The sequence below is a fragment of the Vibrio sp. ECSMB14106 genome (assembly GCF_000972265.1).
In the GTDB taxonomy this organism is placed as follows: domain Bacteria; phylum Pseudomonadota; class Gammaproteobacteria; order Enterobacterales; family Vibrionaceae; genus Vibrio; species Vibrio kanaloae.
In genome coordinates this window covers 32,841-51,454 of the sequence record NZ_LAUM01000007.1, presented here as the reverse complement: position 1 = coordinate 51,454, position 18,614 = coordinate 32,841, and the positions used below count along the sequence as shown (strand labels likewise).

Here is an 18,614-nt window from a genome sequence, read left to right as displayed (position 1 = left end):
GGCTACGCCGTTAAACTTGCTTGTTAAACCAAGCTAATTTTTCATGAAGTTGAGCGACACTGCCGACAACAATCAGCGCAGGACTTTTTGCAACGCCAGCAAGGCTAGCTAAATCACTCAACCCACCACGGAATACTTTTTGTTCTTGGCGCGTACCGTTCTCAATAATGGCAACAGGCATGTCCGATCGCATACCGTTATCAAGTAAATTCTTCTGGATGTTCGGGCTCTCTTTTAAACCCATATAGAACACGATCGTGTGATTGTGCTGAGCAAGCGAACGCCAATCAATATCTTCACCATCTTTCTTTAGATGACCAGTAATGAATTGGACGCTTTGTGCGTGATCTCGATGTGTTAGTGGAATGCCCGCGTAAGCCGTCGCGCCTGCTGCTGCAGTGATTCCGGGGACCACTTCAAACCTCACACCATGCTCAGCTAGGGTTTCACACTCTTCACCACCACGACCAAAGATAAACGAGTCACCACCTTTCAGGCGAACCACATGCTTATTTTCTTGTGCTTTAGTCACCAATAATTGATTGATTTGATCTTGTGGGACACAGTGATGGTCGAGCTTTTTTCCCACATACAGCATTTCTGCATCGGAGTTAGCCATTGCCAAAATATCTTTAGATACCAAGCGGTCATAAACGACCACATCAGCCTGTTGAATAACACGAGCCGCTTTTAGGGTAAGTAAGTCTGGGTCACCAGGGCCAGCACCTACTAATGTAACCAATCCTTTGGTTACTTCTTTAACATTCGATGACGATACTTCTGACATGCTGTGCTCCGAAGGTTTGCTTGTTTTTTCTCAAGCTTCAATCTATGTGGTAAGTCACTGTATTTGTGATGACTTATCCAAATCCTTAACCCTTAGACTATCAGGTGTTGAGTTAAATATTCTGTCTAAATACTAACGAAGATAGAAGTAATTATAACAAAACAATCTATTGCAGGTATTTTACTCAATAAGAATCAACACATTAATGGAGCTTAAGGCGTTCGAACAAAAAAGCCCCGAACATTTTGTTGGGGCTTTCAATCTCAAACTAAATTACGTTTCACCGTATTCAGATTTATTTAGCTCCTAGAGAAGGAGCCGTTTTAGCGTGAGTTAGGTATAGAGGAACACACGTTAACAGTAGGCCACCAACGATGTTACCAAGAATTGTAGGGATAAGGTTGAAGTTCAACCATGTCGCGATACCAAAATCTGCGCCTAGAATCATACCCAATGGGAATAGGAACATATTTACTACTGTGTGCTCGAATACGAGTGCGAAGAAGATGAAGATTGGGAACCACATCATTGCTACACGGCCAGACACTGTACGTGCTGTCATGTTACCAATCACACCTAGACATACCATGAGGTTACAGAAGATACCGCGTACGAAACACGTGATCCACCCGTCCATACCCATGTTTTCAAAACCTAAGCTACGAGCTGTAGAAACCGCAATGAATTTTTGTGCGACTGCATTTGGATCTAAAGAGAAGTTACCAGTCAATGAGATAGCAATCAGTACGGCTACGATGAGAGAACCGATAAGGTTACCAAGGCCAACAATACCCCAACAACGTAAAACACGCCCCCAAGTCACGCCTGGGCGGTTATCAAACTTAGCTAAAGGAGCAAGGCCAAATACGCCAGTGACTAGGTCATAACCCATCACACTTAGAATGACGAAACCAACTGGGAACACTAATGCGCCCACAATGCCGATACCGGTTTGTACAATAGTCGTGATTGCCACAACGACAGCAAGCGAAAGAATGATACCAGCCATAGTGCTTCGAATCAGAAGATCACGAGTACTTGTTTTCGTTTTTGCTTCACCCACATCGATCATCGTTTGAACGAATTCAGCTGGTTTAAAATCAGTAGACATAAGGTTGTCCTTAAAAAAGTTAAAATTGGATAGGAAAAGGCTCTAGTTGCCGAGTTAAGGCAATATCGAGAACTAGAACCCTTGAACTATCAAATCTTGCTAACTAATTCACTATGCAGAGGTTTCTAACTAACCGCGCAGAAGTTTCAACTAACTATAAGAGATTTCTACAGCACCTTTCGTAACACGAGCTTTGTACGCTTTTACGCTGAAGTTTTCATCTTCCATGCACGTACCTGTTGCTAGGTTAAAGCGTTGCTTCTTAAGTGGGCTTGCCACCCAAAGCTCTTCTTTGTGCTCAACAATCAAACCACGTGATAACACGTTAGATTGGAAGTATGGGTCTGTGTTGCTAATCGCGAATACTTCTTCAGCCTTAGTTGGGCGGAAGATAGCCACTTGCTCACCACCAACCAATGCACAAACACCTGTACCTGGGATAATGTCTTCGATCTTACAAACTTTGGTAAATGCCATGATGTCGTCTCCCGTTACACAGTTTCTACGTGAATGATGTCGCCCTGATGCCTTGAAGTAATGGCTTCAGAATATTTCTCAGTGAATGTCGCTGGACGGTGTTGTTCTCGACCATCTTCAACAAACACAACGTTATCATCACGGTCATCAGTATTGATGAAGTGTGCAAAGCGCTTAAGTTGAGCTTCGTCGTTGATTGTATCTGTCCATTCACAAGCAAAATTATCGACTAAGCCAGCAATATCAGCTTCAAGTTGGTCGTTGATACCAAGCTTGTTGTCTACAATCACTTCACGTAGGTAATCAACACCACCTTCTAGGTTGTCCATCCATACCGAAGTACGTTGCAGTGGCGCAGCCGTACGGATGTAGAACATCATGAAGCGGTCGATGTACTTGATCAGCGTTTCTTGGTCTAGGTCGCTTGCCAGTAAGTCTGCGTGACGAGGTTTCATACCACCGTTACCACATACGTACATGTTCCAACCTGCGTCAGTCGCGATAATGCCTAAATCTTTACCTTGAGCTTCAGCACACTCACGAGTACAGCCAGATACTCCAAACTTCATCTTATGAGGAGTACGGATGCCTTTGTAGCGGTTCTCGATCATCACACCAAGGCCAACAGAATCTTGAACGCCGTAACGACACCAAGTTGAACCGACACATGTTTTAGCCATACGAAGTGCTTTTGCGTAAGCTTGTCCAGTTTCGTAACCCGCAGCGATTAACTTCTTCCAGATTGCTGGTAAGTCATCTTTTTGAGCTCCGAATAGACCGATACGTTGTGCTCCCGTGATCTTTGTGTACAGGTTGTATTCAGCAGCAACATCAGCAAGAACACTTAGTGCTTGAGGTGTTACTTCACCACCCGCCATACGAGGGATAACAGAGTAAGTACCATCTTTTTGCATGTTACCTAGGAAGTTATCGTTAGTATCGTGCAGCTTCACTAGCTCAGGCTTAAGGATGTGTTCACCCCAGCAAGAAGCAAGAATAGAACCCGCTAGAGGCTTACACACTTCACAACCGTAACCTTTACCGTACTTCTCTAGAAGCTCATCAAACGTTTTGATTTCTTCGATACGAATTAGGTGGAAAAGCTCTTGGCGAGAGTAAGCAAAGTGCTCACACACGTCGTTCTTTACTTCTACACCAGCCTTAGCAAGTTCAGCGTTGAGTACTGAAGTCACCAGTGGGATACAACCACCACAACCCGTACCTGCGCCTGTTACTGCTTTGATATCACCAATGGTGTGGTGGCCTTCAGCAACCGCTTGAGCGATCTTGCCTTTCGTTACATCGAAACAAGAACATATAACGGCAGTTTCTGGTAAAGAATCCGCGCCAAGTGTTGGTTTTTCAGCACCCGCGTGAGCAGGAAGAATCAATGCATCTGGGTGTTCTGGTAGGTCGATTTCGTTCAGCATTAGCTGTAGAAGATCGCCGTAGTCAGACGTATCACCAACCATTACTGCACCAAGAAGCTTCTTGTTGTCTTCAGAAACAATTAGGCGTTTGTAAACTTCTGATTCTTCATTTTGGTAAACGTAGCTCTTACAACCAGGGGTACGGCCATTTGCGTCACCGATAGAACCTACTTTCACGCCAAGAAGCTTCAGCTTCGCTGACATGTCAGCACCTTCAAATGTACTTTCGTTACCAACAACGTGGTCAACCGCTACCGTTGCCATTTTGTAACCAGGAGCGACTAGGCCGTAGAACGTTTGGTTCCAAGATGCACACTCACCGATAGCGTAGATGTCTTTATCAGTCGTTTGACAGTGATCGTTAATCTCGATACCGCCACGAGGCGCAATACCTAGACCCATTTGACGAGCAAGTTTGTCTTGTGGGCGAATACCAGCAGAGAATACGATGAAATCAGTTTCTAGCTCGGTACCGTCTGCAAAACGCATTACGTTACGAGCTTCAATGCCTTCAGGAGCGATCTCAAGCGTGTTCTTACTTGTATGTACGTTTACGCCCATACGTTCGATTTTTTGACGAAGTTGGTTACCACCCGCTTGGTCAAGTTGCTCAGCCATTAGCTTAGGAGCAAACTCAACAACGTGTGTTGTCACGCCAAGCGCTTTCAGTGCGCCCGCCGCTTCAAGGCCAAGCAAACCACCACCAACAACAACACCCGACTTAGAGTTCTTAGCCGTTGCTTCAATCGCTTTCAAGTCTTCAATAGTGCGATATACGAAACAGTCTTTGCCTTCGTTACCTTTGATCGGAGGAACGAATGGGAATGAACCGGTAGCAAGGATGAGTTTGTCGTATTGAATTTCACGACCAGTGCTTGAGTAAACGGTTTTCTTTTCACGGTTAACGTTGATAGCACGTTCGCCGATCAGCATAGTGATGCCGTGTTTCTCGTAAAAGCCTTCTTTAACTAAAGAAAGTTCATCTGCAGTATGGTGTGAAAAATAAGAAGAAAGGTGTACGCGATCATAGGCTACACGAGGCTCTTCACAGAACACCGTGATGTCCATGTTAGTCACATCTGTCTTCTCGACTAAATCTTCGATATAGCGATGACCAACCATCCCATTACCGATTACGACTAGCTTCATCTTGCTCATAAGAATTCCTGAAGGTTATATATTTCTTAACTGAGCGAATAATGAATTATGAAAGAAAATGAAAATATGATGTAAATCAATTACGAAATCGAACTACCCAAAAGGGGTAGAACAAAAGAGGTAGGAGAGCCTAATCTTGCATTATTCATAGCGAATAACCATAAGTATGACAAGGTTTAAGGGCGGTATATCGTCACTTTGATGCACGACAGGGTGCGTTGTAATATTTCATAATAGATTAGTAACAACAAAAATAAATAACAATCATTTTCATTTATAACGATAAGATATGTAATAGCGGATGAAAGCGTTACAGAATCATGAGTAACTGTATATAAATGTGAAGAACTTATCGACTTAGTAGACAAGCGTAGGACGATGGTAGAAAACGAAAATATATCAAATTGCAGATAGCAGATAGCAGATAGCAGATAGCAAAAAGGCCAGCATTTTAGCTGACCTTTCACTTTGAATAATGGAGGCGCCTCCCGGAGTCGAACCGAGGTCCACGGATTTGCAATCCGCTGCATAGCCACTCTGCCAAGGCGCCTTCAAGCCGTGTTTTAAGAGAACGACTCTGTTGATTTCTACCCAACAAGGTAACAATCAAATAGATGGTGCCCCGGGCCGGACTTGAACCGGCACAACGCGAACGTCGAGGGATTTTAAATCCCTTGTGTCTACCAATTCCACCACCAGGGCACGCAATTCTTTATTGCGATAATCGGCACCATAGTCTAAACAGACTTACATCCAATTTTCGTAAAATTACTTTCTCTAGGGTTATTTCCCGAGAACGAGATGCACTTTAACTGATTAAAGTAATGAGTCAATAATAAATTTATTTATTTTATTCAACCGGTTATAAAACAATCTAACCAACGATCTTTCAACCTCACATAGAGCAAGGATAATGCAAAAGGCATCAATACGTATATGGCTTACAAACGTTGTTCATAAATCAACCAGTTAGCATTGGTTTTCAAGAAAAACATTAACTGTCTTAAACAACCCCCATAATAAATTAAAGCCCTTCACCTAGCACTCATTCATACCAAGCATTAGAACCCATTATTGATAAATTTATAACTAGCATAATCGTAATCTTACAAAATCATTGACATTTTTTATTTTCATTTGAAGCTCAATTCATTATCGAAAATATCAGTAATAAATGGTACGTTACATACGTTGCAGTAATTTAATGGACAAATATCACATATAGGGAAGTGGTTTACTTTGGCGACACAACATAAGACCAACAAGGTATATCACCAATGTCTATCAAGAACCTTTCTATAGCGAAAAAGATATCGCTATCATTTTTACTTATTGCCATTGTCAACATTGCGTTTGGCGTGTTTTTATCTACAGAGCTCAAAAGTATTAAAACTGAACTATTAAATTATACTGATGATACTCTGCCTGCAATGGAAAGAGTAGACGCTATTCGAGATCACATGTCTCTCTGGCGCCGTACTCAATTTGCGACTTATACCTATGAAGACGCTGACAAAATCAGAAATAAAATCGCCAGTAACATTCGCGAACGCGAGAAAATCAGTCAAGACCTACACGCTTACGGTGAGACAATTTGGCCAGGTGAAGAGCAACAAACTTACCAGCGTCTTATGCGTCAGTGGAAACAGTATTTAGTCACTATGGACAAGTACAACGAAGCGATGATGGCCAACGACAAAAGCACGGCCCAGCCAATCTTGGCAAATTCATTGTCTTCATTTCAAGCGGTTGACTCTGAGCTAGGCGAACTGATTCGACTGCTTAAAAATGCCATGGATAGCAATAAAACTCGTATCCTTTCTTCAGTAAACGGATTAAGCAATTCATCGATCGCGAGCAATATAATTATTCTATTGATTATGGTTGGCATGACGTATGCGCTAACACTGTTGATTTGCGGCCCACTCAAACTTGTTGTTGAGCAAGCAAACGCGATCGCAACCGGTGACTTATCAAGCGATATTGACCGTAAAGCGATAGGCAATGATGAACTTGGTGAGCTAGCTGATGCAACCACGAAGATGCAAGACGATTTACGCCAAGTAATCGACAACGTTATTTCAGCTGTGACTCAGTTAAGCAGCGCAGTAGAAGAGATGAACCAAATCTCTGATATTTCGGCATCAGGGATGAAAGACCAACAGATGCAAATCACGCACGTTGCAACCGCAATGACAGAAATGAAAGCAGCGGTAGCCGACGTAGCACGTAACACTGAAGATTCAGCGAACCATGCTAACGAAGCAAACCGCCGTACACAGCACGGCGTTCGTGAAACTCAAAGCATGGTTGACTCGATTCAAGAAGTTTCAAACGTTATTGGTGCTGCTGGGGATACTGTGGCTGAACTAGAACAGCAATCGAACAAAATTAACGTTATCGTAGATGTTATTCGCGACATTGCCGATCAAACTAACCTACTTGCGCTTAACGCTGCAATTGAGGCTGCACGCGCTGGTGAATCTGGTCGTGGCTTTGCAGTGGTTGCAGACGAGGTTCGAACACTTGCTGGTCGTACACAAGATTCAACCAGTGAAATCACTGCGATCATTGAACAGCTCCAATCGCTTGCGAAAGACGCAAAATCTGCCACAGAACTTTCTAGAAGCAGCATTTCAGAATGTGCAGAACAAGGAGTCCAATCGAAACAACTGATGAGCGACATTGAGCACTCTATTTCTGATATCTCAGACATGGGTAGCCAAATCGCGACCGCTTGTAACCAACAGGACTCGGTTGCAGAAGAGCTTAACCGAAGCATTGAAAATATACATTTGGCATCTCAAGAAGTATCACAAGGTTCAGATCAAACCGCTCAAGCTTGCCGCGAACTGAGCCAGCTGTCTATTTCTCTTAAAGATGTGATGGGTCGCTTCAAACTAAGTTAATCCGACTCTAAGTTAATCTAACACTAGGTTAAATCACGCTCCTCAAAAAACGCTCCAAATACCCACTTGGAGCGTTTCACTTCGTCAGGTATTCTCCCTAAAGAATCAATAACATAACCAATAAAAATGCGTACGGAGACTTTATGCACTTAAATAAAACCTTACTAGCACTTACCATCGGCGCGGCAACTTTTGCGCCAGCGATGCAAGCAACAGCTGCCCCTCTTCAGATCACCAATGCCGCAGTAAAAGCAGAGCAAGTTCAAGGTGCTAACGCTTGGTTAGAAGTAAACTTGAGTCAGTTCCAAGAAAATATTGAACAGTTTAAATCACACATGAATGGCAAAACAAAAATATGCGCCGTGATGAAAGCCGACGCCTACGGCAATGGCATCGCCGGTCTCATGCCTACCATAATAGAACAGAACATCCCATGTGTTGCGGTCGCAAGTAATGCAGAAGCGAAAGCCGTTCGTGATAGTGGCTTTAAAGGTCAACTTATGCGTGTACGCTCTGCTGACATTGGTGAAATTGAAGCGGCAATCGACCTCAATGTCGAAGAGCTTATTGGCAGTACTGAGCAAGCGAAAGCATTGTCTAAGTTAGCAGAAAAAACCGATAAAGAAGTTAAGATTCACCTTGCTCTAAACGACGGCGGTATGGGGCGAAATGGCGTGGATATGACAACCGAAGAAGGTCAACAAGAAGCGCTAGAGATCGCTCAACAAAATGGCGTTAACATTGTCGGTATTATGACTCACTTCCCAAACTACAATGCGGACGATGTTCGTCAAAAGTTAGCTTCATTTAAAAACAGCTCAGCATGGCTTATTAAAGAAGCGGATCTAAAGCGTGAAGACATTTTATTGCACGTTGCAAACTCTTATACCGCGCTTAATGTTCCAGAAGCACAACTTGATATGGTTCGTCCAGGTGGCGTTTTATATGGTGATTTACCAACCAACCCAGAATATCCATCAATCGTGTCTTTCAAAACACGCATCGCATCACTTCACCACCTACCAAAGAATAGTACTGTCGGCTACGACAGCAGTTACAAGACAAGTAAAGAGAGCTTAATGGCGAATATTCCTGTTGGCTACTCTGACGGTTACCCGAGAAAAATGGGCAATACAGCAGAAGTACTCATCAATGGTCAACGTGCTAAAGTTACGGGTGTGGCTTCAATGAACACTACCATGGTTGATGTCTCCGATATCAAAGATGTCGCTCCGGGCTCCGAAGTTGTGCTATTCGGTTCTCAGCAAGGCAAGACCATTTCCGCTGCGGAAATTGAAAATAACTCACAAGTGATCTTCCCTGAGCTATACACTATTTGGGGCACTGCAAACCCTCGTGTATATGTAAAGTAAACTAATTCGGTCTTCCTAACAGAATTATAAAGCGAGCCTCGTGCTCGCTTTCTTATTTAATGGTTTGGCCATGTTATTGATTAAATTCGGCTTTCAAGATTTTATCTTTGCTAACGCTTATGTGTTTTTATCTGCTATATAACGTTTGAAAGCCTATCCAATTGATGTTAAACATGCAGTTCACAAAATAACAACAAGATCCTTCCATGGCTCTGCCCTTTTGCCTGCTGGCTAGGAACCTCTATGACAGAAAATACTCAACACCTTCAACGCTCCTCAACTGAATTACACGAATTTACACGAATCGATGTCTGGAACGGCTTCACCCAACTTTTGCCTCTCTCTATGTTTGTGATCGTTTTTGGCCTCGCATTCGGTGTTGCAGCAGCACAAACAGGGCTGGATGAGTTTCCAACTATGTTAATGAGCACTCTCGTTTTTGCAGGTGCTTCACAGTTTGCTACGTTGGATATGTGGGGAGCAGAAGTGCCCCTTATTCCAGTTCTTATTACCGTGTTTGCGATCAATGCTCGCCACCTTTTGATGGGGGCCACGCTATATCCTTGGTTACGTCAACTCCCACCGGCAAAACGATATGGTGTGATGTTGGTAGCTTCGGACGCAAATTGGGCAATGGCACTCAATGCATTTGGGAGGAAAGAGCCGGGGTTTGGTCTGCTCGTTGGTGGTGGTTTAGCACTTTGGTCATTTTGGATTATTGGTACTTGGGTTGGAATTTACTTTGGTAGCGCAATCCAAGATCCTGTGAGTCTTGGGCTCGATATGGTTATGGGCTGTTTTTTACTTTCCATGGTGGTAGTCGGGCCTAAAAGCTTAAGAATTTTTGCTATTTGGACGACTGCTGCAGCGTCTTCAATGCTGGCGTATTGGTATTTACCAGAAAATAGCCATGTTGTAGTTGGTGCTATCTCTGGCGGAGTTTTGGGTGCTTGTTGGAAGGAGAAAAAAGCATGAATATCGAGACGAGCGTAGGTGGAACACTACTGATAATCATCGCAATGGCATTAGTCACGCTTATCACCCGCTGGGGTGGTGTGTATGTCATGTCGTTTGTTCCAATTAGCGAACGTATTCAACGGTTCATTAGTGCGATGTCAGGTTCTGTATTAGTTGCCCTTCTAGCACCTCTTGCAGTAGAAGGTGACAATGGCGCTAGAGCGGCACTCTTTTCGACAGCTGTCGTCATGTTCATCGTCAAAAAGCCTCTACCAGCAATCGCAGCAGGCATCATTGCTGCGGCGGCAATGCGATCTTTTTAGCTGTTGTCACTACTACGGAACTCCCTCAAATAACGAAGCCACAGCTAAGCCTTGGTAACATCTTTCGATACTATCAAGGCTGACCCAATACCTAAAACACCTGAAAGTGACTGGTATAAATCAAGTGGTAAACCATTGAAGAGAAGTAAATTTATTAATTTTTAGATACAAAAAAACCAGCTTTCGCTGGTTTTTAGTTAATGCTTTTAGCATCAAGATATCGTAATTACCATATCTGAATAATTTGGAGCGATACATCGGGTTCGAACCGATGACCTCAACCTTGGCAAGGTTGCGCTCTACCAACTGAGCTAGTATCGCAATTTTATTCTTCTTACTTATCTCTTCTTGTAAACAAAGAGTAAAAGAGAATGGAGGCGCCTCCCGGAGTCGAACCGAGGTCCACGGATTTGCAATCCGCTGCATAGCCACTCTGCCAAGGCGCCTTTATCAACATAACAATATATTGAAGTGTTTAAAGAGAACAACTCTTCGTTCATCACTCTACTCAAAAGTAGAAGCTAGATAGATGGTGCCCCGGGCCGGACTTGAACCGGCACAGCGCGAACGCCGAGGGATTTTAAATCCCTTGTGTCTACCAATTCCACCACCAGGGCAACGCAATCTTGCGATGCCGATTACTGAAAAGTAAAACACCATCTCTCTGCGACCTAAGCCGTGAGAACGAGATGTACTTTAACGGATGAAAAAAATTCGTCAACAATAAATTTTATCTTTTAATTCAAATGATTAATTATCACTCTCCAAAGAATAAATTTGATTCGGATTGTACGGTTTTTATACGCCACTCTCTGATTTAACAGTGTAATTGACTAACCATTATTAGCTTTAGCGACTGCAGCCTATTTCGGTTTTTCTGTAATGAATCAAACAAATGGTGTTTTCATGTGCTTTTCACATTCAACAACTAGAGTTTTAAGTAACTCTTATTAAGAAGTAAAAATGTGAAACCATTAAAACGATACCAATATGAGCGCTACGCCGTTCTCTGTAACCTCGCCTACCCCCGAGTTTTCAAGCAAACTCGTTATGGTTTCGACCCTAATGGACAACGCATCATAAAGAACCAGTTTGGTAAAACCATGATTCGCGTGTTATGGAGCAGCGACAAAGATGAAGTGGTTGTTGTTATCAAAGGATCGCACAGCATCTCAGATTGGTTACTGACTTTTGCTCTATGGACAAGAAGCTGCAAAAGAATTGGGCTCAATTATCGTGTTCATGCGGGTTTCTATCATCTAATGTTTCAAGAAAGCCAACCAAACAGGAATGAAGATAAGCTCGGCTTGACGGTAATCGAACGATTGGAAAGGACGCTCGTCCCTCTTTTAGAACAAGGTAAAAGAATCTCAATTACGGGTCACTCTTCCGGTGGCGCGATTGGTTGCGTGTTTGCCGACTACTTTGACCAGAAATACCCTGGTTGCATCAAACGAATCGTGACCTTTGGACAACCTGCGATTGGTGACTGGAGTTTTCGAAAACACTATCGTTTGCGTAGGAAAACCTACCGCATCTGTTGTGACATTGACATCGTCACCTTCATGCCGCCCGTACCTATACTGTATTGGCATGTAGGAAAGGTACTTTGGCTCTACAACGGCAGAATCTATGAGAATACGCCAACCTTTATTCGTCTTGGACGATCTATTTTTAGCTGGTTGATACGACCTTTCTCTTATCACTTGATGAGCAAATATATCCGCAATAAGGATTTCTTTGACCAACACTGAGCATCTCTTAAATCGAATAAAGAAAGAGCACAGGCTTATTACAGCCTGTGCTCTTTTTAGTATCGAACTTATGTTGATGCTTATTTATCTATTAAAGCTTGAATCGTGACAACTCTTGCTTCAAATCGCTGGCTAAGTGGCTGAGCTGATCCGCTTGTGAAACAGCATCAGTTGCGTCCAACGCCATAACATCACTTACTTCACGCACAGACTCAGTATTGGTATTAATTTCCGCAGTAACCAGTGATTGCTCTTCAGCAGCAGAAGCGATCTGAGTCGCCATGTCGCTGATCATCTGAATCGCTTCACGGATTTGAGCCAAGCTCTCTCCCGCCATGTCTACATCGTGCACGCTTGTCTTCGCCATATCATGACTTTGTGTCATCACTTTCACCGCACCGTTGGTCGCTTGCTGCAAACGCTTGATCTTGTCTTCGATCTCTTCTGTTGAAGCATGAGTGCGTTGAGAAAGCACTCGAACCTCATCCGCAACCACAGCAAAACCACGACCTTGTTCGCCAGCTCTAGCGGCTTCAATCGCTGCATTGAGCGCTAGTAAATTTGTTTGCTCAGCGATTTCACGTATTGTCGCCAAAATAGACGCAATTTGCTGACCGTGTTCTTCCAACTCACTAATGATAGATACAGCACTGGTTAGCTCGGTTGCTAGCTCGTTGATCGATGATTGACTCTTGGCCATTTGTTGGAAGCCTTGCTCGCTCAATTCAACAGAGTGAGTCGCACTTTTGGCTGTGTTGTCAGCGTTAGCAGCAATTTCAGAGGTCGCCGTCGCCATCTCAGTCACTGCGGTTGCAACCATGGTGATTTCGTCTTGCTGCCTGCTTACGCTATCACTACGCTTCAATGCGCTGCTATTGGCGTGCTCTGCACCATTGTTCATTGCGCTTGAAACTTGAGTGACATTTGTCATCATTCCATGAAGTCGGTCTACAAACACATTGAACTTATCGGCGAGTTGCCCTACTTCGTCTTTGCTTGATACTTGAAGGCGCTGCGTTAAGTCACCTTCCCCTTCAGCGATATCTGCGAGAGCTTCACTTACTCGCCCTAACTCCACCAGCTGTCGAGCAACAAACCAAGACGTTGCTGCCGCCATCACGATCAATACAATCAAACCTATTGTGACTTGGCTCACCAACATATCGAACAGAGGTTGTTCCAATACATCTTTATCCATTTCAATCACAAGCAGCCAGTCGGTGCCATTGATTGGCTCCGCCATGATCACTCGTTCGTTACCATCAACTTGAGTAAAGATCGTCGTTAGATTCTGCGCAGCGCTGTTTAAACCAGAAACACTGAGTTCAGGCGCGATCTCGTTAACTTGTTTAAGTATGAACTCTTTGTTTTGGTGCGCAACGACCGTACCTTCTTTATCAATGAGAATCGCACGTCCATTTCCTGGAACCTGAATCGCCAATACGTCTTTAATCAGCTTATCTAACGCAAGGTTTGAAGCAGCAACACCAATAATGGAGCCGTTTTCGGTGACAGGGTCAGTAAGTGTTACGACTAGCGCTTGCATTGTGACGCTAACATACGGCTTTGTTGTGACGGCTTTATTCTGAGCCAAAGTCTCTTTATACCAACCTCGGACTCTTGGGTCATAACCCGCTTTATTAAGCGAAGGATCATGACGGAACATCTCCCCCTCTTTATTACCGTAATAACTCAATCCAAAGCCACCAGACACAAGGGTTTGACGCAAATGAGGGACAATATCTAATGAGGGATTAAGCTGCACTTGCTGTTTTAAGCCATGCACTGCTTGTTTCTTATCATGGAACCAATCACTGATCCCTTTCGCGTGTGCTTGCAGTGTGTTGCGACTCTCGCTTTCTATCGCTTGCCAGCTGTTGTTTTGAAAGGTTTTATAACCCATAAAAAGAAGAATGGCAGATGTCACTGCAATCGCCAAAACGACAGAGAAAACCATTTTCCTCTTTAGACTAAATTGCATATTAAGAACCTCTTATAGAGCAATTAAAGAAATATAGAGAAGAACACTATCACTCATACGCATGTTTTAATCAGGGTTATCCCATAAAAAAATGAAACAAATTGAGCATTATGTTTAATTGTGACTTCGATTTATTTACCGGTTTATCAACGACAGGTGAATTGTAGGGTTAGTCGAAGATAACTTAGGGTAGAAGGTGTGACGTGATGCAAAGCAAATTGTTTAAGAAAAAATAGTGACTCAAAGACGGGGGGAAGCCAGAAACGAAAAAACCAGCCACAAGGACTGGTTTCTTCTAAATGATGGAGGCGCCTCCCGGAGTCGAACCGAGGTCCACGGATTTGCAATCCGCTGCATAGCCACTCTGCCAAGGCGCCTTCAATAGTGTTTTAAGAGAACAGCTCTTTTGAATACTACCTAGAGAGGTAACAATCAAATAGATGGTGCCCCGGGCCGGACTTGAACCGGCACAGCGCGAACGCCGAGGGATTTTAAATCCCTTGTGTCTACCAATTCCACCACCAGGGCACGCAATTCTTTATTGCGATGCCAATTACTGAAAAGTAAAACACCATCTTAATGTCAAAATGAATCGACATTACAAAATTTGGAGCGATACATCGGGTTCGAACCGATGACCTCAACCTTGGCAAGGTTGCGCTCTACCAACTGAGCTAGTATCGCAATGTCATTCTTCTTGCTTATCCCTTCTTGTAAACAACATGAATAAGTAGGAGAGAATGGAGGCGCCTCCCGGAATCGAACCGAGGTCCACGGATTTGCAATCCGCTGCATAGCCACTCTGCCAAGGCGCCTTTAATTCAACGCTTTCAGGGTTTAGATTAGCTACACCGCTGCGTTCGGGTGCTTACTTTACGGATTGAAGGGCGATAGTCAAACAAAAAAGTGAATTTAAACTTCGCTTGCTGACATTTAAATCAAATTGCTGCATGTTCGATCTCTTTAATCAAAAAACACACAGCAAAATGGGCCAAATTAAAGTGTCTTGGCACTACCACTTCTTCATAAAACGACCAACCAAGCTCGGGTGATACGCCCAACAATGATCAAACATCGTCATAAGTTGAGGGTTGCCGTATTTAGAAAGGCTCACCGCATGGAAACGGTTTTTGTGCGTTTTAAGTTTCTCGACTTGAGCAATCATCTCCTCAGACTGCTTAGGCGCGATAAAGTCAGAAAGTACAATCAAATCAGCATTCTTATATTTATCGCCCATCATCAAATCAATCGACTTCATCAGAACAGGCTCTAGATCCGTACCACCGTGGAATGAGTAACTTAAAAAGTCACTCGCTTCGCGCAAGCCATCTTGTCGAGTCAATTCATAAGTAATGTGTTCTGAAGAGAACAAAATCACGTAACAGTCTCTCTCTTCCGCGAGCGCGATTTGCATCAAGGCATACGCCATTGCTTTGGCAGATTGCTCTGGGAAGCCACTCATTGAGCCAGACGCGTCCACACAAACGATGAATGGACCTTTTTCAATATCGACGTTCTTGCTATCTGGCTTTTGCGCCTTCACTTTGCGTAACGTACGAGACTTCCCTTGCGAACGGTAGCTCAATAAACGCTTGTCAGCCAAGTGCTTATAGAAGATAACTTCAAGCTCAGGGTAAGCTAAAAACATGGTTTCGTTTGGCAGCATCTTATTGAGGTCATCACTCTCGTGAATCCCTACAATGTCATCCACCGCTTCATCGCTTTTCTCTTCCACCATCTGCAGTTCTTCTACAGGGGCTTTGTGCAACGAAGGATCATCTTCCTCACCAGCCATACGGCCAAGCTTTTCGGCGATCTCTTGAAGACCTTTATGCTTATTTAAAAACTCGGCATGGCGCTTCATTACGGTTAAGTCAGTTTTACTCAACTTAGCCGATGCCATATCCCACAAGCGCCCCACGCTGCCTTCATCACCAGACTCCGTCACTTTATCCATGTTTTTCATGGTTTCCATGCGCTGGTATAGATCGGCTAAGACTTTTTCTTTGCTGGTTTCAAGTTCGGTAACTTGCGCTTGCTTGATCGCGTCGGACAGTGATTGATACCACTGGTCGCAGAAATAGTGAGGGAACATCGCATTGTAAACGCCCTTATTGTGTTCCATTAGGCGTCTAGCTTGAAGATAAAACGCTGAGTGCCACTCCAATTTTCTGATGACACTGTCAATTTCATCAAAAAACTGGGACTCATCCCAGTGGATCACTTCTTGGTAAAGTGCGATTTCTTCTTGGAATCGATCAGTTTCACACACCTTGGTGACGCGTTTTTTCACTTTGCCACGCCATTTAACCAAGTGGTTTTTTACCGACGTTTTCACGCCTTTGTTCTCAGCCGCCATCATGACCTGAGAACGAGCGATGAGATCATTCATCGCGGTATCTATGATGCCTGAGTCCGCAACCATTAAAGCAAGGTTTAAGCCGTCTGCTCCTAACATACTTGTCTCCCCTTACTCGAAGTACTGGCTCATGAACTTGATGCGTTGAGCGATCTTGCTGCTTTTCACCTTAGTGGTTTCCAAATCTTGTGTGACCGCTTGTAAGCTTGATTCCATCGCTTTAGGGAGCTCCGGGTCAATGTAGTTATGAGGCAGTGCATCATGGAATTCAGTACGGACTCTTTTCAACTTAAACTCAGCTTCGGTTAACTGCTCTAACGCTCTCTCTGCGCCAGTCAGCCACTTGTTGTAAAGCTCTTGGTTTAAACCATCAGAGGTAACCACACTCACCAATACTGAACGATTCGCGATATCTTTTATGACCAATTGGTTAGATGCATCAAGATCCAGCTTCAAGCGACACAGATTCTTGTTTTCGTTTACGTAACCGTAAATGTCGCCGTGGCCTTCTTTTAGCACACGGTCAAAGTCGTCTTTGGCTACGTATACCCAGCGGCTATCGCCTTTCTCAGATTCAGAAACTGACATGTTGCTTTGTAGCAGAACCAACTTAACTAAGTTGTACGCGTTACCAACACTGTACATCTTCGCGTTCTTGATATCGTTTTGGTAAACGTCTTTACGCAGCAAGCCACTGGTAGACTCCATTGACAGCGACACTGACAATGTCGATTCAACGTCATCTTGAATCTCTTCTAGCTCTTCACGAGACATTTCGATTTGTGCTTTTGACTCTTGCTGATCGAACGCACGGTTCAATGCAAAATCTTTTACCACGCTACGAACCACATCACGTGATTCAGGGCTGTGCCATAAACAATCTTGCAGAAGCATAATATCCAGAGGGTTTACGCTGTCTCGACCACTAAAGAAGGCACTCGCTTTCAATAGTTTAACGGCTTTCTTCCAACGTCTGTCTGATACATACAAATCAGACTCTGATGCTGAACCTTGCTTCTTAACTGTTTCCTCAAGCATGGTTTTCAGTTCATACAGCTTGTTAAACGAGTTATCGGTCAGCTCTAGCGTGTCGAGCTCTTTCTGCCACTGGTGGTATTCAATGTCAGTAATCGCCAAACCTTTTGGAATCACAGCTTCTTGAGATGTACCAGTCGTCAGCATCGATTTGAAGTTTTGCTTGTTTTGAATACGGTTAACAAATACGCGAACCAACATACGGTCATAAAGGGCTTCTAAACCGCTGTCTTCATCTGGTAGTTCATTTGATGCAGAAACCAATAAGCGCATCGGTACACGTTCAATGTCGCTGCCGTTCTTGAAGGTTTTTTCGTTAACTACAGTAAGAAGTGTATTTAGGATCGCAGGGCCTGCTTTCCAGATCTCATCAAGGAAAACGACTTGTGCGGTTGGTAGGTAGCCTTCAGTCAGTCGTACATAGCGACCATTGTCTTTCAGTTCTTGAATGCTTAATGGGCCGAACACTTCTTCGGGCGTAGAGAAACGTGTCATCAAGTATTCGAAATAGCTACTGTTGTCAAAAGCTTGGATGAGACGTTTAGCGATAAGGCTTTTTGCGATGCCCGGAGGGCCTAATAGGAATACACTTTCGCCGGCGAGAGCCGCGAGTAAACAGAGCTTAATCGTGTCTTCTCTTTCATAGACACCATCTGAGAGAGCATGCGCTAATTTATTGATTCTTTCAGAGAGTAGCGCCTTGTCAGCATGTGAGGAAATAGAAGGGTTCATGCGTTACTCCGAAAATCTTTGAACTGTTGAGAGTGTAGATATGTTTTTATACATTTGTTAGCACTTTGTTACAAGTGCATTTTATTATTGAGTTGCATTTATATCAGATGGTTAGGGTCGTAATTTTGATGTAATCATAGATTCCAAATATGAGAGTAACATCACGAACGGCGTAAAACGAAACCTATTACTAAACTCAATTTTTCTTTTATTTTCGACACCATAGAC

General features: G+C 43.6%; 12 protein-coding genes and 9 tRNA genes. 5 read left to right on the top strand and 16 right to left on the bottom strand.

Going from position 1 to position 18,614, the window contains the following annotated elements; translation table 11 throughout:
- Window positions 1–10 precede the first annotated feature (10 nt).
- The 6 genes from cobA to WR49_RS07060 form a co-directional block, all read right to left on the bottom strand.
- Window positions 11–787: a uroporphyrinogen-III C-methyltransferase gene (gene cobA, locus WR49_RS07085; protein ID WP_046223536.1), complete on the bottom strand. Its 777-nt coding sequence runs from the start codon at window positions 785–787 to the stop codon at window positions 11–13.
- 295 nt (window positions 788–1,082) lie between these two features.
- Window positions 1,083–1,898, bottom strand: coding sequence for a formate/nitrite transporter family protein (locus WR49_RS07080; protein WP_017058222.1), 816 nt, complete (start codon window positions 1,896–1,898; stop codon window positions 1,083–1,085).
- 150 nt (window positions 1,899–2,048) lie between these two features.
- On the bottom strand, window positions 2,049–2,375 hold the full coding sequence (nirD, locus tag WR49_RS07075; RefSeq protein WP_046223535.1) for a nitrite reductase small subunit NirD: 327 nt from the start codon (window positions 2,373–2,375) through the stop codon (window positions 2,049–2,051).
- Between the two features lie 14 nt (window positions 2,376–2,389).
- Complete coding sequence (gene nirB / locus WR49_RS07070; protein WP_046223534.1) at window positions 2,390–4,963, bottom strand: nitrite reductase large subunit NirB; 2,574 nt, start codon at window positions 4,961–4,963, stop codon at window positions 2,390–2,392.
- A 476-nt stretch (window positions 4,964–5,439) separates the two neighbouring features.
- Window positions 5,440–5,513: transfer RNA gene (locus WR49_RS07065), tRNA-Cys, on the bottom strand.
- A gap of 65 nt (window positions 5,514–5,578) precedes the next feature.
- Window positions 5,579–5,665: transfer RNA gene (locus tag WR49_RS07060), tRNA-Leu, on the bottom strand.
- Between the two features lie 575 nt (window positions 5,666–6,240).
- Between WR49_RS07060 and WR49_RS07055 the strand changes: the two genes are divergently transcribed.
- From WR49_RS07055 to WR49_RS07040, 4 genes are all read left to right on the top strand, one after another.
- Window positions 6,241–7,872 (top strand): methyl-accepting chemotaxis protein, encoded by a 1,632-nt coding sequence (locus WR49_RS07055; protein WP_017058219.1) that lies wholly within the window; start codon window positions 6,241–6,243, stop codon window positions 7,870–7,872.
- A gap of 143 nt (window positions 7,873–8,015) precedes the next feature.
- Window positions 8,016–9,245: an alanine racemase gene (alr, locus tag WR49_RS07050; protein ID WP_046223533.1), complete on the top strand. Its 1,230-nt coding sequence runs from the start codon at window positions 8,016–8,018 to the stop codon at window positions 9,243–9,245.
- Between the two features lie 243 nt (window positions 9,246–9,488).
- Window positions 9,489–10,220: an AzlC family ABC transporter permease gene (locus WR49_RS07045; RefSeq protein ID WP_017058217.1), complete on the top strand. Its 732-nt coding sequence runs from the start codon at window positions 9,489–9,491 to the stop codon at window positions 10,218–10,220.
- Window positions 10,217–10,525 (top strand): AzlD family protein, encoded by a 309-nt coding sequence (locus WR49_RS07040; RefSeq protein ID WP_017058216.1) that lies wholly within the window; start codon window positions 10,217–10,219, stop codon window positions 10,523–10,525. The genes WR49_RS07045 and WR49_RS07040 overlap by 4 nt, the downstream gene beginning before the upstream one ends.
- Before the next feature lie 245 nt (window positions 10,526–10,770).
- Here WR49_RS07040 and WR49_RS07035 read toward each other — a convergent pair.
- The 3 genes from WR49_RS07035 to WR49_RS07025 form a co-directional block, all read right to left on the bottom strand.
- Window positions 10,771–10,846 (bottom strand) — tRNA-Gly (locus WR49_RS07035).
- A gap of 51 nt (window positions 10,847–10,897) precedes the next feature.
- Window positions 10,898–10,971: transfer RNA gene (locus tag WR49_RS07030), tRNA-Cys, on the bottom strand.
- 84 nt (window positions 10,972–11,055) lie between these two features.
- Window positions 11,056–11,142: transfer RNA gene (locus WR49_RS07025), tRNA-Leu, on the bottom strand.
- Window positions 11,143–11,490: 348 nt separating this feature from the next.
- On the opposite strand from WR49_RS07025, the gene WR49_RS07020 reads away from it, so the two are divergent.
- Window positions 11,491–12,279 (top strand): lipase family protein, encoded by a 789-nt coding sequence (locus WR49_RS07020; RefSeq protein ID WP_046223532.1) that lies wholly within the window; start codon window positions 11,491–11,493, stop codon window positions 12,277–12,279.
- Window positions 12,280–12,370: 91 nt separating this feature from the next.
- Here WR49_RS07020 and WR49_RS07015 read toward each other — a convergent pair whose 3' ends face one another.
- The 7 genes from WR49_RS07015 to WR49_RS06985 form a co-directional block, all read right to left on the bottom strand.
- On the bottom strand, window positions 12,371–14,260 hold the full coding sequence (locus tag WR49_RS07015) for a methyl-accepting chemotaxis protein (RefSeq protein WP_436410614.1): 1,890 nt from the start codon (window positions 14,258–14,260) through the stop codon (window positions 12,371–12,373).
- Between the two features lie 303 nt (window positions 14,261–14,563).
- Window positions 14,564–14,637, bottom strand: a tRNA-Cys gene (locus WR49_RS07010).
- A gap of 64 nt (window positions 14,638–14,701) precedes the next feature.
- Window positions 14,702–14,788, bottom strand: a tRNA-Leu gene (locus WR49_RS07005).
- An 80-nt stretch (window positions 14,789–14,868) separates the two neighbouring features.
- A tRNA-Gly gene (locus tag WR49_RS07000) sits at window positions 14,869–14,944 on the bottom strand.
- A gap of 57 nt (window positions 14,945–15,001) precedes the next feature.
- Window positions 15,002–15,075, bottom strand: a tRNA-Cys gene (locus WR49_RS06995).
- Window positions 15,076–15,272: 197 nt separating this feature from the next.
- Window positions 15,273–16,718 carry an ATPase RavA stimulator ViaA gene (gene viaA / locus WR49_RS06990; protein WP_046223530.1) on the bottom strand — a complete coding sequence of 482 codons (1,446 nt, stop codon included), beginning with the start codon at window positions 16,716–16,718 and terminating at the stop codon, window positions 15,273–15,275.
- Between the two features lie 12 nt (window positions 16,719–16,730).
- Complete coding sequence (locus WR49_RS06985) at window positions 16,731–18,386, bottom strand: ATPase RavA domain-containing protein (RefSeq protein ID WP_046223529.1); 1,656 nt, start codon at window positions 18,384–18,386, stop codon at window positions 16,731–16,733.
- Window positions 18,387–18,614: the final 228 nt, after the last annotated feature.